General features: G+C 56.9%; 11 protein-coding genes and 1 tRNA gene. All 12 read right to left on the bottom strand.

The annotated features are described in order from the left end of the window. Window positions 1–44 precede the first annotated feature (44 nt). The gene (gene fusA / locus NMK_RS18055) at window positions 45–2,138 is read right to left on the bottom strand and encodes an elongation factor G (RefSeq protein WP_109017168.1); all 2,094 of its coding nucleotides are present in this window, start codon (window positions 2,136–2,138) and stop codon (window positions 45–47) included. 30 nt (window positions 2,139–2,168) lie between these two features. Next, complete coding sequence (gene rpsG, locus NMK_RS18050) at window positions 2,169–2,639, bottom strand: 30S ribosomal protein S7 (protein ID WP_109017167.1); 471 nt, start codon at window positions 2,637–2,639, stop codon at window positions 2,169–2,171. Window positions 2,640–2,680: 41 nt separating this feature from the next. Then, window positions 2,681–3,058: a 30S ribosomal protein S12 gene (gene rpsL / locus NMK_RS18045; protein ID WP_109017166.1), complete on the bottom strand. Its 378-nt coding sequence runs from the start codon at window positions 3,056–3,058 to the stop codon at window positions 2,681–2,683. Window positions 3,059–3,151: 93 nt separating this feature from the next. Beyond that, entirely contained in the window at window positions 3,152–7,387 is a 4,236-nt protein-coding gene (gene rpoC / locus NMK_RS18040; RefSeq protein ID WP_109017165.1) for a DNA-directed RNA polymerase subunit beta', read from the bottom strand. A 10-nt stretch (window positions 7,388–7,397) separates the two neighbouring features. After that, a complete protein-coding gene (gene rpoB, locus NMK_RS18035; protein WP_109017164.1) occupies window positions 7,398–11,561 on the bottom strand; it encodes a DNA-directed RNA polymerase subunit beta in 4,164 nt (1,387 codons plus the stop codon). 157 nt (window positions 11,562–11,718) lie between these two features. Further along, the gene (gene rplL / locus NMK_RS18030) at window positions 11,719–12,102 is read right to left on the bottom strand and encodes a 50S ribosomal protein L7/L12 (RefSeq protein ID WP_109017163.1); all 384 of its coding nucleotides are present in this window, start codon (window positions 12,100–12,102) and stop codon (window positions 11,719–11,721) included. A 32-nt stretch (window positions 12,103–12,134) separates the two neighbouring features. Beyond that, window positions 12,135–12,656: a 50S ribosomal protein L10 gene (gene rplJ, locus NMK_RS18025; RefSeq protein WP_109017162.1), complete on the bottom strand. Its 522-nt coding sequence runs from the start codon at window positions 12,654–12,656 to the stop codon at window positions 12,135–12,137. A gap of 236 nt (window positions 12,657–12,892) precedes the next feature. Then, window positions 12,893–13,588, bottom strand: a complete 696-nt coding sequence (gene rplA, locus NMK_RS18020) for a 50S ribosomal protein L1 (RefSeq protein WP_181376345.1) — start codon at window positions 13,586–13,588, stop codon at window positions 12,893–12,895. Between the two features lies 1 nt (window position 13,589). Further along, window positions 13,590–14,021: a 50S ribosomal protein L11 gene (gene rplK, locus NMK_RS18015; protein WP_109017161.1), complete on the bottom strand. Its 432-nt coding sequence runs from the start codon at window positions 14,019–14,021 to the stop codon at window positions 13,590–13,592. Between the two features lie 90 nt (window positions 14,022–14,111). Continuing rightward, the gene (gene nusG / locus NMK_RS18010; RefSeq protein WP_109017160.1) at window positions 14,112–14,645 is read right to left on the bottom strand and encodes a transcription termination/antitermination protein NusG; all 534 of its coding nucleotides are present in this window, start codon (window positions 14,643–14,645) and stop codon (window positions 14,112–14,114) included. Continuing rightward, the gene (gene secE / locus NMK_RS18005) at window positions 14,646–14,993 is read right to left on the bottom strand and encodes a preprotein translocase subunit SecE (RefSeq protein ID WP_109017159.1); all 348 of its coding nucleotides are present in this window, start codon (window positions 14,991–14,993) and stop codon (window positions 14,646–14,648) included. 22 nt (window positions 14,994–15,015) lie between these two features. Beyond that, window positions 15,016–15,091: transfer RNA gene (locus NMK_RS18000), tRNA-Trp, on the bottom strand. Window positions 15,092–15,169 lie beyond the last annotated feature (78 nt).

Raw genomic sequence — 15,169 nt, 5'->3', positions numbered from 1 at the left:
AACTTGCCTTTTGCCATGATTAGCTTCCTCTACAAATAAGTAAATTACTTCTTGTTGATAATTGCTTCAGCCACGTTTTTCGGGGCTTCAGAATAGTGCTTGAATTCCATGCTGTACGTAGCGCGGCCTTGAGATAGCGAACGCACCGTAGTGGAGTATCCGAACATTTCGGACAACGGCACTTCGGCCTTAATAGCCTTACCGCCACCAGCCATGTCTTCCATACCCTGGATCATGCCACGACGTGAAGACAAGTCACCCATCACGTCACCCATGTAGTCTTCAGGCGTTTCAACTTCCACAGCCATGATCGGCTCGAGCAGGATCGGATCAGCCTTGCGCATACCATCCTTGAATGCCATCGAAGCAGCCATCTTGAAGGCGTTTTCGTTGGAGTCCACATCGTGGTAAGAACCGTCGAACAGGGTTACCTTGACATCAACCACCGGGAAGCCGGCCAGAACGCCGTTCGGGATGGTTTCGCGCAAGCCCTTTTCAACAGCCGGGATGAATTCGCGAGGAACGGTACCGCCCTTGATGGCATCGACGAACTCGAAACCCTTGCCTTCGCCGTTCGGCTCCATGGTAATCCAGACGTGACCGTACTGACCCTTACCACCGGACTGCTTGACGAACTTGCCTTCAACCTCGACCTTCTTCTTGATGGCTTCACGGTATGCCACTTGCGGAGCACCAACGTTGGCTTCAACGTTGAATTCACGACGCATACGGTCCACCAGAATTTCCAGGTGCAATTCACCCATACCGGAAATAATGGTCTGATTGGTTTCTTCGTCGGTACGCACACGGAAAGACGGGTCTTCCTGAGCCAAACGACCCAGCGCGATACCCATCTTTTCCTGGTCAGCCTTGGTCTTCGGCTCAACGGCAACGTGAATCACCGGATCCGGGAACACCATACGCTCGAGAATCACGGGCTTTTCGGAATCACAGAGGGTTTCACCCGTGGTGACATCCTTCAAACCGATACAGGCGGCGATATCGCCTGCCAAAATCTCGTCGACTTCTTCACGATTGTTAGCGTGCATCTGCACGATACGGCCGATACGTTCCTTACGACCCTTAACGGAGTTGTAAATGGTATCGCCCTTCTTCAACACGCCGGAGTAGACGCGAACGAAGGTCAGCTGACCCACGAACGGGTCGGTCATCAGCTTGAATGCGAGCGCGGAGAAGTTTTCCTTGTCATCCGCCTTACGGGTGGTCGGCTCGCCGGCCTCGGTTTCACCCTTTACGTCAGGGATATCTACCGGGGACGGAAGCAATTGCACCACAGCATCCAGCATGCGCTGAACGCCCTTGTTCTTGAATGCAGAACCGCACAACATCGGCTGAATCTCGGTTGCAATCGTACGAGCGCGCAAACCCTGAATAATATCCTGCTCGGACAGCTCACCTGCCTCAAGGTACTTATTCATCAACTCTTCGGAAGCTTCAGCAGCGGCCTCAACCATGTTTTCGCGCCATTTATTGGCAAGCTCAACCAGGTCAGCCGGAACATCTTTATATTCGAACTTCATGCCCTGGGACGCTTCATCCCAGATGATCGCCTTCATCTTGAGCAGATCGACCACACCGGTGAACGAATCTTCAGCACCGATTGGGATAACGATAGGCACAGGATTAGCCTTCAAGCGCGTCTTCATCTGATCGACGACCTTGAAGAAGTTGGCACCAGTACGGTCCATCTTGTTCACGAACGCCAGACGAGGCACCTTGTACTTGTTGGCTTGACGCCACACGGTTTCGGACTGAGGCTGAACACCACCTACCGCGCAGTAAACCATGCAAGCACCGTCGAGCACGCGCATGGAGCGCTCAACTTCAATCGTGAAGTCGACGTGCCCCGGGGTGTCGATGATGTTGAAGCGATGCTCCGGGAAAGACATGTCCATGCCCTTCCAGAAACAGGTGGTAGCTGCGGAGGTAATCGTAATGCCACGCTCCTGCTCTTGCTCCATCCAGTCCATCGTCGCTGCACCATCGTGCACTTCGCCGATCTTGTGGTTAACACCGGTGTAGTAAAGAATGCGCTCGGTGGTCGTCGTCTTACCAGCGTCAATGTGCGCGCTAATGCCGATGTTACGGTAGCGCTCAATAGGAGTTTTGCGTGCCACTGCTGATTACCTTTATCTATTCGCAGGAAATTAGAAACGGAAGTGCGAGAATGCCTTGTTGGCTTCTGCCATACGGTGAACTTCTTCACGCTTCTTCATGGCGGCGCCGCGACCTTCAGCAGCTTCCATCAACTCGGCTGCGAGACGCAGGCCCATCGACTTCTCACCGCGCTTGCGAGCAGCATCCCGCATCCAGCGCATAGCCAGTGCCGTACGGCGAGCCGGACGCACTTCCACCGGCACCTGGTAGTTAGCACCACCAACGCGACGGCTCTTCACTTCCACCATGGGACGCAGATTACCGATCGCCTGGGTGAACACTTCCAGCGGGTTCTTGCTGGACTTCTGCTCGATCTGCTCGAACGCACCGTAAAGGATGCGCTCAGCGACAGACTTCTTGCCGCCGGTCATCAGAACGTTAACAAACTTGGAAACTTCCTGGCTGCCGAACTTAGGATCGGGCAGGACGTCACGCTTGGGCACTTCTCTGCGTCTTGGCATGGTTTTACCTCAAACTCAATTCATCAAAAGAGCAGCGAAGATTACGCTGCCTTGGGGCGCTTCGCGCCGTACTTGGAACGGGACTGCTTACGATCCTTGACGCCCGCGGTATCGAGACTGCCGCGCACCATGTGGTAACGCACACCCGGCAAGTCCTTCACACGGCCGCCGCGAATCAGCACCACAGAGTGCTCTTGCAGATTGTGGCCTTCACCCCCGATGTAGCTGATGACCTCGAAACCATTGGTCAGGCGCACCTTGGCGACCTTACGCAACGCGGAGTTCGGCTTCTTCGGGGTCGTCGTGTAAACACGCGTGCATACGCCACGCTTTTGCGGGCATGCTTCCAGTGCAGGCACCTTGCTCTTCGCAACGATTTGCTGGCGGCCTTTGCGCACTAACTGGTTAATGGTCGGCATTTTTGAATCCTAAAAATGACTTCTCTAAAAATTACGGGATGGCGCAAGCCACCCCGGAAAAGCGGAGCATTTTATTGATCCGCAACGTTAATGTCAAGCAGCATCACCATCTTCGGTGGTTTCCACCGTCGACACTTCCTCGCTGCTCGCTTCTACTACCTCCGTCACCGGGGCTGCATCGATACCGGCAGCTTGGCGCTTGCGGGTATCGTGGTAAGCCAGACCGGTACCGGCCGGGATGAGTCGGCCGACGATGACGTTTTCCTTCAGGCCTCGCAGTTCGTCCTTTTTGCCCAGGATTGCGGCTTCGGTCAGCACGCGGGTAGTTTCCTGGAAGGAGGCCGCGGAGATGAACGAATCGGTCGACAGCGATGCCTTGGTAATACCGAGCAGGATGTACTCGTACTTCGCCGGCTCCTTGCCTACAGCCATGACGCGATCGTTCTCATCCAGCAGATCTGCACGTTCAACTTGTTCGCCAAGGATGAAACTGGTTTCACCCGGATCGGTCACGCGAACACGACGCAGCATCTGGCGCACGATTACTTCGATGTGCTTATCGTTGATCTTCACGCCCTGCAGACGGTAAACGTCCTGCACTTCGTCGATGATGTAACGAGCCAGCGCTTCGACACCTTGCAGACGCAGGATGTCTTGCGGCTCGGCCGGACCGTCGACGATGGTTTCACCCTTGGTGACCACTTGGCCGTCGTGCACAGTCACGTGCTTGTCCTTCGGAATCAGGAACTCGTGCTGCACGCCGTCGAGGTCGGTAATGACCAGACGCTGCTTACCCTTCGTATCCTTACCGAACGACACCGTACCCGTGATTTCGGCCAACATGCCGGAATCCTTGGGCGAACGGGCTTCGAACAGCTCGGCTACGCGCGGCAGACCCCCGGTAATATCGCGAGTCTTGGACGATTCCTGCGGGATACGTGCAAGCACTTCACCCACGCCGACGTCCTGGCCGTCCTTCACGGTAATGATGCAGCCGATCTGGAAGGTGATGTTCACCGACGTATCGGTACCGGCGATCTTGACTTCGTTACCCTTTTCGTCGAGCAACTTCACCTGCGGACGCAGACCCTTGGTCTGGCCTGCACGCTGCTTCGGATCGATAACCACCAGGGTGGACAGACCGGTCACTTCGTCGATCTGCTTGGCAACGGTCACGCCTTCTTCGACGTTCTCGAACTTCACGCGACCGGAGTACTCGGTAATGATCGGACGGGTGTGCGGATCCCAGGTCGCCAGCGGCTGACCGGCCTTCACTTGCTTACCGTCCATCATGTTTAGCGTTGCGCCATAAGGTACCTTATGGCGCTCGCGCTCACGGCCGTTTTCGTCAGTGATGATCGCTTCGCCGTTACGCGAGATCACGATCTGCTCGTTACGCACGCTGGTCACATAACGCATGGTGGAGGTGAATCGCACCACGCCGTTGGACTTGCTTTCCACCTGGGAAACTGCAGCGGTACGCGATACGGCACCCCCGATGTGGAAGGTACGCATGGTGAGCTGGGTACCCGGTTCACCGATAGACTGCGCAGCGATCACGCCGACGGCTTCGCCGATGCTGATCAGCTTGCCGCGACCCAAGTCGCGACCGTAGCACTGGGAGCACAAACCGTAGCGGGTTTCGCAGGTCAGTGCAGTGCGCACCTTGACTTCGTCGATACCCAGCGATTCGATATGCTCGACTTCGTCTTCGGTCAGCAGCGTACCGGCTTCGTAGACGGTTTCCTGCGTTTCCGGATGGATCACGTCAATAGCAGCCACGCGGCCGAGGATACGATCGCTCAACGGCTCGATGACTTCACCGCCCTTGACCAAAGCCTTGGTCACCAGACCGTTGGTGGTGCCGCAATCGTGCTCGGTCACGACCAAGTCTTGCGTCACGTCGACCAGACGACGGGTCAGGTAACCAGAGTTAGCAGTCTTCAACGCGGTATCTGCCAGACCCTTACGAGCGCCGTGCGTCGAGATGAAGTACTGCAACACGTTCAGGCCGTCACGGAAGTTAGCGGTAATCGGCGTTTCAATAATGGAGCCGTCCGGCTTTGCCATCAGCCCGCGCATACCGGCCAGCTGACGCACCTGAGCGGCAGAACCGCGGGCGCCGGAGTCGGCCATCATGTAAATCGCGTTGAAGGATTCCTGGCGAACTTCCTTGCCGTCCTTAACGATCGCGTTACCAGCTGCATCGCGCACAACCTCTTCACGCAATTGCTTCATCATGGCGTCCGCAACCTTATCGCCGGCACGACCCCAGATGTCCACGACCTTGTTATAGCGTTCGCCTTGAGTCACGAGACCGGATGTGTACTGGTCTTCGATTTCCTTCACTTCACGCTCGGCGGCGGCGATCAGCGCTTCCTTCTCGGGAGGAACGAGCATGTCGTTTACGGCGATGGAAATACCTGCGCGGGTCGCGTAGCGATAACCGGTTTGCATCAGCTTGTCGGCGAAAATCACCGTGGCGCGGATACCGACCTTACGGAAGCTGGTATTGATCAGCTTCGAAATTTCTTTCTTCTTCAGCGCCTTATCGATTACGCTGAAGGGCAACCCCACCGGCAGAATCTCGGACAAGATTGCACGGCCGATCGTGGTTTCGTAACGCACGATCTTTTCAACTTCCTGACCGTCGGCATCGTATTCGTATTCCTTGATACGGATCTTGACGCGAGCGTGCAGATCGACCAGACCGGACTCATATGCGCGTTGCGCTTCGGCCACGTCGGAGAACAGCATGCCTTCGCCGCGCGCAGCCATCTTCTCGCGGGTCATGTAGTACAGACCCAACACGATATCCTGAGACGGCACAATGATCGGCTCGCCGTTAGCAGGCGACAGCACGTTGTTGGAGGCCAGCATCAACGTACGGGCTTCCATTTGCGCTTCGAGCGACAACGGCACGTGAACGGCCATCTGGTCGCCGTCAAAGTCGGCGTTGAACGCCGCACAAACCAACGGGTGCAGTTGGATGGCCTTGCCTTCGATCAGGATCGGCTCGAACGCTTGAATACCGAGACGGTGCAGCGTCGGTGCGCGGTTCAGCAACACCGGATGCTCGCGGATAACGTCTTCGAGGATGTCCCAAACTTCCGGACCTTCTTCCTCCACCTTCTTCTTGGCGGCCTTGATGGTGGTCGCCAGGCCCAGTACTTCGAGCTTGTGGTAGATGAAGGGCTTGAACAGTTCTAGCGCCATCTTCTTGGGCAGACCGCACTGATGCAAGCGCAGGGTCGGGCCCACCACGATCACGGAACGGCCGGAGTAGTCGACGCGCTTACCCAACAGGTTTTGACGGAAACGCCCCCCCTTACCCTTGATCATGTCGGCCAAGGACTTCAGCGGACGCTTGTTGGCGCCGGTCATGGCCTTGCCGCGACGGCCGTTGTCGAGCAGCGAATCCACGGCTTCCTGCAGCATGCGCTTTTCGTTGCGCACGATGATTTCAGGAGCCTTCAACTCAAGCAAACGCTTCAAACGGTTGTTACGGTTGATAACGCGGCGATACAGGTCGTTCAGGTCAGACGTCGCAAAACGGCCGCCGTCCAGCGGAACCAACGGACGCAATTCCGGCGGCAGCACAGGCAGCACTTCCAGAATCATCCATTCGGGCTTGATGCCGGACTTCTGGAAAGCCTCGAGCACCTTGAGGCGTTTGGCGATCTTCTTGATTTTGGCTTCGGAGCCAGTTTCGGAGAGCTCGCGGCGCAGCGAATCGACTTCACGATCGATGTCCATGGTGCGCAGCAATTCACGGACGCCTTCGGCGCCCATGCTAGCGGAGAATTCGTCGCCGTATTCTTCAACCTTGGCCAGGTAGTCGTCTTCGGTCAGCAACTGACCGCGGGTCAGCGGGGTCATGCCCGGCTGAATGACGATGTAAGCTTCGAAGTACAGCACGCGCTCGATGTCGCGCAGGGCGATGTCGAGCACCATACCCAAGCGGCTGGGCAGGGACTTCAAGAACCAGATGTGTGCAACCGGCGAAGCCAGTTCGATGTGGCCCATGCGTTCGCGACGCACCTTGGACAAAGTGACTTCGACGCCGCACTTTTCACAAATGACGCCGCGGTGCTTCAAGCGCTTGTACTTACCGCACAAGCATTCGTAGTCCTTTACCGGACCGAAAATCTTGGAGCAGAACAGACCGTCGCGCTCGGGCTTGAAGGTACGGTAATTGATCGTTTCCGGCTTCTTGACCTCGCCATAAGACCAGGAACGAACTTTCTCGGGAGAAGCCAGCGCGATCTTGATTGCGTCGAACTCCTCCTCTTGCGTGACTTGCTTGAATAGATCCAGTAGTGCTTTCACCAGAGTCTCCTTAATTACGTTCCAGGTCGATATCGATAGCCAGCGAGCGGATTTCCTTCACCAACACGTTGAAGGATTCCGGCATACCGGCGTCGATCTTGTGTTCGCCCTTGACGATGTTCTCGTAAACCTTCGTACGGCCGGAAACGTCGTCGGACTTGACCGTGAGCATTTCCTGCAGGGTGTAGGACGCGCCGTAGGCTTCCAATGCCCAGACTTCCATTTCACCGAAGCGCTGACCGCCGAACTGGGCCTTACCGCCCAACGGCTGCTGGGTAACCAGCGAGTAAGGACCGGTAGAACGAGCATGCATCTTGTCATCGACCAAGTGGTGCAGCTTGAGCACGTGCATGTAACCCACGGTTACCGGGCGCTCGAAGGCTTCGCCGGTGCGGCCGTCGTACAACACAGCCTGCGTTTTGGCAGGGGTCAGCTTCAGTTTGCCAGCAAGTTCGTCCGGGAAGGCCAAGTCCAACATTGCCTTGATGTCCTCTTCGGATGCACCGTCGAACACCGGGGTCGCGAACGGCACGCCAGCCTTGAGGTTTTTCGCCAGATCGAAGATTTCAACTTCCGTCATGGAGGCGATGTCTTCTTTGTTACCGGTGCTGTTGTAGACCTGTTCGAACAACTTGCGCAGTTCTGCGGCCTTGGCCTGTTGCTCGAGCATTTCCTCGATGCGCCAGCCCAGACCCTTGGCAGCCCAGCCCAAGTGCACTTCCAGAATCTGACCGATGTTCATACGAGACGGCACGCCGAGCGGATTAAGCACGATGTCCATCGGACGGCCGTCGGCCATGTGGGGCATGTCTTCGATGGGAACGATCTTGGACACCACCCCCTTGTTACCGTGACGACCGGCCATCTTGTCGCCGGGCTGCAGGCGGCGCTTCACGGCCACGTAGACCTTGACCATCTTCTGCACGCCTGGCGGCAGTTCGTCGCCCTGGGTCAGCTTGCGCTTCTTTTCTTCGAACTTGGCATCGAAGTCGAGGCGGGTCTGCTCGAGGCTTTCCTTCAACTGTTCGAGCTGACGAGCGGCATCTTCGTCGGAAAGACGGATGTCGAACCAGTCGTGGCGCGGCAAACCTTCAAGGTATTCACCGGTAATGCTCTCGCCCTTCTTGATCTTCTTGGGACCGCCGTTGACGGTCTTGCCCTCGATCATGCGGCGAATACGGCCGAATGCGTCGTCTTCAACGATTCGCATCTGGTCGGCCAGATCCTGCTTGTAGTGCTTCAGCTGGTCGTCGATGATCTGCTGAGCGCGCTTATCGCGCTCGATGCCTTCACGGGTGAAGACCTGCACGTCGATGACGGTACCGGACATACCGGAAGGCACGCGCAGCGAAGTATCCTTCACGTCGCTGGCCTTTTCACCGAAGATGGCGCGCAGCAGCTTTTCTTCCGGCGTTAGCTGGGTTTCGCCCTTCGGCGTCACCTTACCTACCAGCACGTCGCCGGCTTCGACCTCAGCACCGATGTGGATGATGCCGGATTCGTCCAGGCGACCCAGCATACGGTCAGAGAGATTCGGGATATCGACGGTGATTTCTTCCGGTCCGAGCTTGGTATCGCGAGCAACCACGGACATTTCCTCGATGTGGATCGAGGTATACCGATCGTCGGCGACCACGCGCTCGGAGATCAGGATCGAGTCTTCGAAGTTGTAGCCGTTCCAGGGCATGAACGCGACCAGCATATTCTGACCCAGCGCCAATTCGCCCATATCGGTGGATGCGCCGTCGGCGACGATATCGCCGCGAGCAATCACATCGCCCACCTTGACCAGCGGACGCTGGTTGATATTGGTGTTCTGGTTGGAACGGGTGTACTTGGTCAGGTTGTAGATATCCACACCGACTTCGCCCGCAGCGGCCTCTTCGTCATGCACGCGCACCACGATACGGCCGGCGTCGACGTAATCCACCACGCCACCGCGCTTGGCCTTGACCACGGTACCGGAGTCGGCAGCTACGGTACGTTCGATACCGGTACCAACCACGGCCTTTTCAGCACGCAAGCAAGGCACAGCCTGACGTTGCATGTTGGCGCCCATCAAGGCACGGTTCGCGTCGTCGTGTTCCAGGAACGGAATCAACGATGCAGCCACGGACACGATCTGGCCAGGGGCCACGTCCATGTACTGCACTTCGCCCGGACCCTTGAGTGTAAATTCATTGTGATGGCGGCAGGACACGAGGACGTCGAGGAACTTGCCATCGGCGTCGAGCTCGGCATTAGCCTGGGCGATCACGTACTGCGCTTCTTCAATCGCAGACAGATATTCGATCTGGTCCGTGACCTTGCCGTCGTCGACCCGCATGTACGGGGTTTCCAGGAAGCCGTACTGATTGGTGCGGGAGTACAGCGCCAAGGAGTTGATCAGGCCGATGTTCGGACCTTCCGGCGTTTCGATCGGGCATACGCGGCCGTAGTGCGTCGGATGCACGTCACGCACTTCGAAACCTGCACGTTCGCGTGTCAAACCACCCGGTCCCAATGCGGAAACGCGGCGCTTGTGGGTGATCTCGGACAGCGGGTTGGTCTGGTCCATGAACTGCGACAACTGGCTGGAACCAAAGAACTCGCGCACAGCGCTGGATACCGGCTTGGCGTTGATCAAGTCGTGCGGCATCAGGTTTTCGGATTCGGCTTGGCCCAGACGCTCCTTGACAGCACGCTCAACGCGCACCAGACCGGCACGGAACTGGTTCTCGGCCAATTCGCCCACGGAACGCACACGGCGGTTACCCAGGTGGTCGATATCGTCGATTTCGCCGCGACCGTTGCGCAGCTCGACCAGCACGCCGATGACGGCCAGGATGTCGTCGTTGGTCAGCGTCAGCGGACCTTCTTCACCTTGTGCGCCGACACGCTCATAGAAGCGCTTGAGCCAATTGGCGGTGCGATCATCGACTTTTTCCGGGTAGGCGCGACGGTTGAACTTCATGCGGCCGACGGTCGACAGGTCGTACGACTCTTCGCTGAAGAACAAGCGGTTGAACAACAGTTCGACCGCTTCTTCGGTCGGCGGCTCACCGGGGCGCATCATGCGGTAGATGGCAACGCGGGCAGCGTATTGATCCGGGATTTCGTCGACACGCAGGGTCTGGGAAATGTAATCGCCGTGATCCAGTTCGTTGGAGTACAGCACGCTCAGCTTGGTGACGCCTGCATCGCGCAGCTTACCCAACAGGGTTTCGGTGATTTCGTCGTTGGCATTGGCCACGACTTCGCCGGATTCCTTGTCGATGATGTTGTTTGCGATGGTACGGCCGATAATGAATTCGTCCGGCACGGCAATCTTGCTGATGCCGGCTTTTTCCATGTCGCGAATATGCTTAACGGTGATGCGCTTATCCTTGGCAACGATCACGTTGCCGTCCTTGTCCTGAATGTCGAACTTTGCGACTTCACCGCGCATACGCTCAGGCACCAGTTCGAACTGCACATCCTTCTTGCTGATGTGGAACGTGTCGAAATCGTAGAACGTCTCGAGGATTTGTTCCGGCGTGTAACCCAGCGACTTCAGCAGGATGGTCACCGGCATCTTGCGGCGACGGTCGATACGGAAGTACAGGTAGTCCTTGGGATCGAACTCGAAGTCGACCCAGGAACCACGGTAAGGAATGATGCGGGCATCGAACAGCAGCTTGCCGGAAGAGTGAGTCTTGCCGCGATCGTGCGCAAAGAATACACCCGGGCTGCGGTGCAGCTGGGAAACGATGACGCGCTCGGTGCCGTTGATAACGAACGAACCGTTATCGGTCATGAGCGGCAGTTCGCCCATGTACACTTCCTGCTCCTTGACTTCCTTGACGGTCGGCTTGGAGGCGTCCTTGTCCATGATAGTAAGACGTACACGTACGCGCAGCGGTGCTGCATAGGTCAAGCCGCGTTGCTGACATTCCTTAACGTCGAACGGCTCCTGACCCAGGTTGTAGCTCACGAAATCCAGACGGGCATTGCCGGTGTGACTGGCGATGGGGAAGACCGAGCTGAACGTTGCCTGCAAACCAACGTTCTTGCGCTGATCGGGCGCAACGTCGGCCTGCAGAAAGCTGAGATACGATTCCAGCTGCATTGCCAGCAGGTAAGGTACTTCCTGCACTGTTTCACGTTTGGCAAAGCTCTTGCGGATACGTTTTTTCTCGGTAAAGGAATAGCTCATTAGCAATTCTCCACAGACTGGATAGAGGACAGGAGGCAGGATACGCGGTGAAGCGGTCCTGTCTTATGCCTTCTAAGACAGCTAGAAATCGTTTGCGCTTTATAAAAGCGTAAAGGCTGGCGGTTTCCCGCCAGCCCGTGCAGCACTAAAACAGCAATTACTTAACTTCGACCTTAGCGCCAGCTTCTTCCAGCTTCTTGGCAGCTGCGTCAGCATCAGCCTTGGAAACGCCTTCCTTGACAGCCTTAGGAGCACCGTCAACCAGGTCCTTGGCTTCCTTCAGGCCCAGGCCGGTCAGTTCGCGAACAGCCTTAATGACGTTCACCTTGTTGTCGCCGGCAGAAGCCAGGACCACGTCGAACTCGGTCTTTTCTTCAGCAGCGGCAGCAGCGCCACCAGCAGCCGGAGCAGCAGCCACAGCAACAGCGGCAGCAGCAGCGGACACGCCGAACTTTTCTTCCAGGTCCTTGATCAGTTCGGACAGTTCCAGAACGGTCAGACCAGCGATTGCATCAATAATTTCTGCTTTGGACAGAGCCATTTGTATTACTCCTGATTAAATTGAATGTTGAATTAAGCGGCTTGTTTGTCGCGAACGGCGGCAAGACCACGCACGAACTTCGTCGGCACCTCGTTGAGGGTGCGAACGAACTGTGCAACCGGGGCTTGCATGGTGCCCAGCAACTTGGACAGCAGCTCTTCGCGGCTCGGCAGTGTTGCCAGCGCCTTGACGCCATTGACGTCCATCACCTTGCCTGGCAGCGAGCCGGCCTTGATGACGAACTTATCGTTGGCCTTGGCAAAGTCATTCAGCACCTTCGCTGCAGCAACCGGGTCGGCAGAAATGCCGAACACCAGCGGACCGACCATTTGGTCAGCCAGGCCAGAGAAGGGGGTACCGTCAACGGCACGGCGAACCAGCGTGTTCTTGAGAACGCGCAGATAAACCCCGGATTTTCTAGCTTGTGCACGGAGGGCGGTCATGTCGCCAACAGGCAAACCGCGATACTCGGCGATGACGATAGACTGAGCCTGAGCAACTTGCTCGCTGATCTCAGCTACGACTGCCTTTTTCTCTTCAAGATTAAGACTCAATGTCTTCCTCCTTCCGTTGATAAAACCCCGGCACCACGAATTCCGGGGCCCTCTACGGCGGACCTAGTTCAGGAGCATCCTGTCTGGGGCACGCCATCTGCGTAGGATCGGGCCGACTTTCACCCTCATTAAGCCTGCTACAGGCCCCTACGGTCTTTGATAACCCCGTCGCGTAATGCTTGTGCGACGGGCCCAAAGCACTGTTGCGCCGCGGCAGTAACCGCGGCGCAGATTCTTTACGCCGTCAGGCTGGCCTGATCGACGCGAACGCCGGCACCCATGGTGCTGGAGACCGACATCTTCTTCAAATACACCCCCTTGCTGGAAGCGGGCTTGGCCTTGTTCAGCGCCTCGACCAATGCCAGCAGGTTGCCCTTCAGCGCATCCACGCCGAAAGAAGCACGACCGATGGTGCAGTGAATAATACCGGCCTTGTCGGTACGGTATTGCACTTGACCCGCCTTGGCATTCTTGACTGCCTCGGCAACGTTCGGGGTTACGGTGCCAACCTTCGGGTTCGGCATCAAACCGCGCGGCCCCAGGATTTGACCCAGGGCACCGACGATACGCATGGCGTCCGGCGTGGCAATGACCACGTCGAAGTCCATCATGCCGCCCTTGATTTGCTCGGCCAGATCTTCGAAACCAACGATATCGGCACCAGCAGCCTTGGCTGCATCAGCATTCACACCTTGTGCAAACACAGCAACGCGGGAGGTCTTGCCAGTTCCGTGCGGCAGCACGAGGGCACCGCGAACCAGCTGGTCGGACTTACGTGCGTCGATACCGAGGTTGACGACTGCATCAACAGATTCGTCGAACTTGGCGGTAGCGGTTTCCTTGACCAGCGACAACGCCTCATCAAGGGAATAAGCCTTGGTGCGATCGACCTTGGCACGCAGCGCAACTACACGCTTGGAAATCTTAGCCATGTTATACGCCCTCCACTTCAATACCCATGCTGCGCGCGCTACCGGCAATGGTGCGAACGGCAGCGTCCAGATCAGCAGCGGTCAGATCGGGAGCCTTGGCCTTGGCGATGTCTTCAGCCTGGGCACGGGTGATCTTGCCGACCTTGTCGGTGTGAGGACGCGGGCTACCCTTATCGATCTTGGCAGCCTTCTTGATCAGAACGGTTGCCGGCGGCGTCTTCATGATGAAGGTGAAGCTCTTGTCGGCGAAGGCGGTAATCACCACCGGCACCGGCAGACCAGGCTCCATGCTCTGCGTAGCAGCGTTGAACGCCTTGCAGAACTCCATGATATTCAGACCGCGTTGACCCAGAGCCGGGCCGACCGGGGGACTTGGATTGGCTTTACCTGCAGGAATCTGCAGCTTGATGTAGCCAATGACTTTCTTTGCCATCATTAACTCCTAATGTGGGTAATAGCGCCAGTTTGGCTGGCTCCCCGTTAAAACGCCGCCAGAAAACCTGGCGGCACCTTTACTGCTAAATCAGCTCTTTTCGACTTGACTGAAATCAAGCTCAACCGGCGTGGCTCGACCAAAAATCGTGACGGTCACGCGCAGCTTGCTCTTTTCGTAATTCACGTCCTCGACCACACCGTTGAAGTCGGTGAACGGGCCTTCCTTGACGCGAACGATTTCGCCGTTTTCGAACAGAATCTTGGGCCTGGGCTTTTCCACGCCATCCTGCATTTGCTGCAAGATCGCCGCGACCTCCTTATCGGAAATCGGCGTTGGCTTTAGGTTGGTACCACCCACAAACCCTGTTACACGCGGAGTGTTTTTAACCAGGTGCCAGGTGTCATCCTCCATCTCCATTTGCACCAGCACGTAGCCGGGGAAGAACTTCCGTTCGGAAATGGACTTTTGGCCGGACTTCATCTCGACCACTTCTTCGACAGGAACCAGGATTTCCCCGAACTTGTCCTGCATGCCGGAGCGATTAATACGTTCCTGCAAACCACGCTGCACCGACTTCTCAAAGCCGGAGTAAGCGTGCACCACATACCAGCGCATCGTCATTTACGCACTCCGTCCCAATATCAGCTTGATAAACCAGAGCAGGGAGAAATCCACCACCCAAAGGATGACACCCATGACAAGCACCAGCGCGAACACAGCACCGGTGGTTTGAATGGTTTCTTTACGAGTCGGCCAAACAACCTTGCGCGCCTCGGCCGCCGACTCCTTGATGAAATTGACCGCCTCACGACCCAGCGCAGTCGTCCACATGACGGCAACCGCAGCACCAAAGCCAGCGAGAACGGAGAGCACGCGCAATACAGCCGGCTTGTCGCCAAGCAGATAGAAACCGCCAATACCTGCGGCTACCAGCAACAATGCCAGTATCAGCCTGATTTTATCTATCATTTATATTATTGCGCCTGAAAAGTGGCAGGCCAGGAGGGCCTCGAACCCCCAACCTTCGGTTTTGGAGACCGACACTCTGCCAATTGAGCTACTGGCCTGTATTAAGCAGTGACGCCGCGGCAACCCGATTGAAGGCTGCACGCGGCGATTAATTCAATTACTCGACGATCTTGGCA

Origin of the sequence: Novimethylophilus kurashikiensis (assembly GCF_003112435.1) — a bacterium.
Taxonomy (GTDB): Bacteria; Pseudomonadota; Gammaproteobacteria; order Burkholderiales; family Methylophilaceae; genus Novimethylophilus; species Novimethylophilus kurashikiensis.
The sequence above is the reverse complement of the archived record's forward strand: the minus strand, read 5'-3'. Positions and strand labels throughout refer to the sequence as shown.

Coding starts and splice junctions, on each gene's coding strand:
- rpsG (WP_109017167.1), bottom strand. CDS start 2,639: ATGCCAAGACGCAGAGAAGTGCCCAAGCGTGACGTCCTGCCCGATCCT.
- rpsL (WP_109017166.1), bottom strand. CDS start 3,058: ATGCCGACCATTAACCAGTTAGTGCGCAAAGGCCGCCAGCAAATCGTT.
- rpoB (WP_109017164.1), bottom strand. CDS start 11,561: ATGAGCTATTCCTTTACCGAGAAAAAACGTATCCGCAAGAGCTTTGCC.
- rplL (WP_109017163.1), bottom strand. CDS start 12,102: ATGGCTCTGTCCAAAGCAGAAATTATTGATGCAATCGCTGGTCTGACC.
- rplA (WP_181376345.1), bottom strand. CDS start 13,588: ATGGCTAAGATTTCCAAGCGTGTAGTTGCGCTGCGTGCCAAGGTCGAT.
- rplK (WP_109017161.1), bottom strand. CDS start 14,021: ATGGCAAAGAAAGTCATTGGCTACATCAAGCTGCAGATTCCTGCAGGT.
- nusG (WP_109017160.1), bottom strand. CDS start 14,645: ATGACGATGCGCTGGTATGTGGTGCACGCTTACTCCGGCTTTGAGAAG.
- secE (WP_109017159.1), bottom strand. CDS start 14,993: ATGATAGATAAAATCAGGCTGATACTGGCATTGTTGCTGGTAGCCGCA.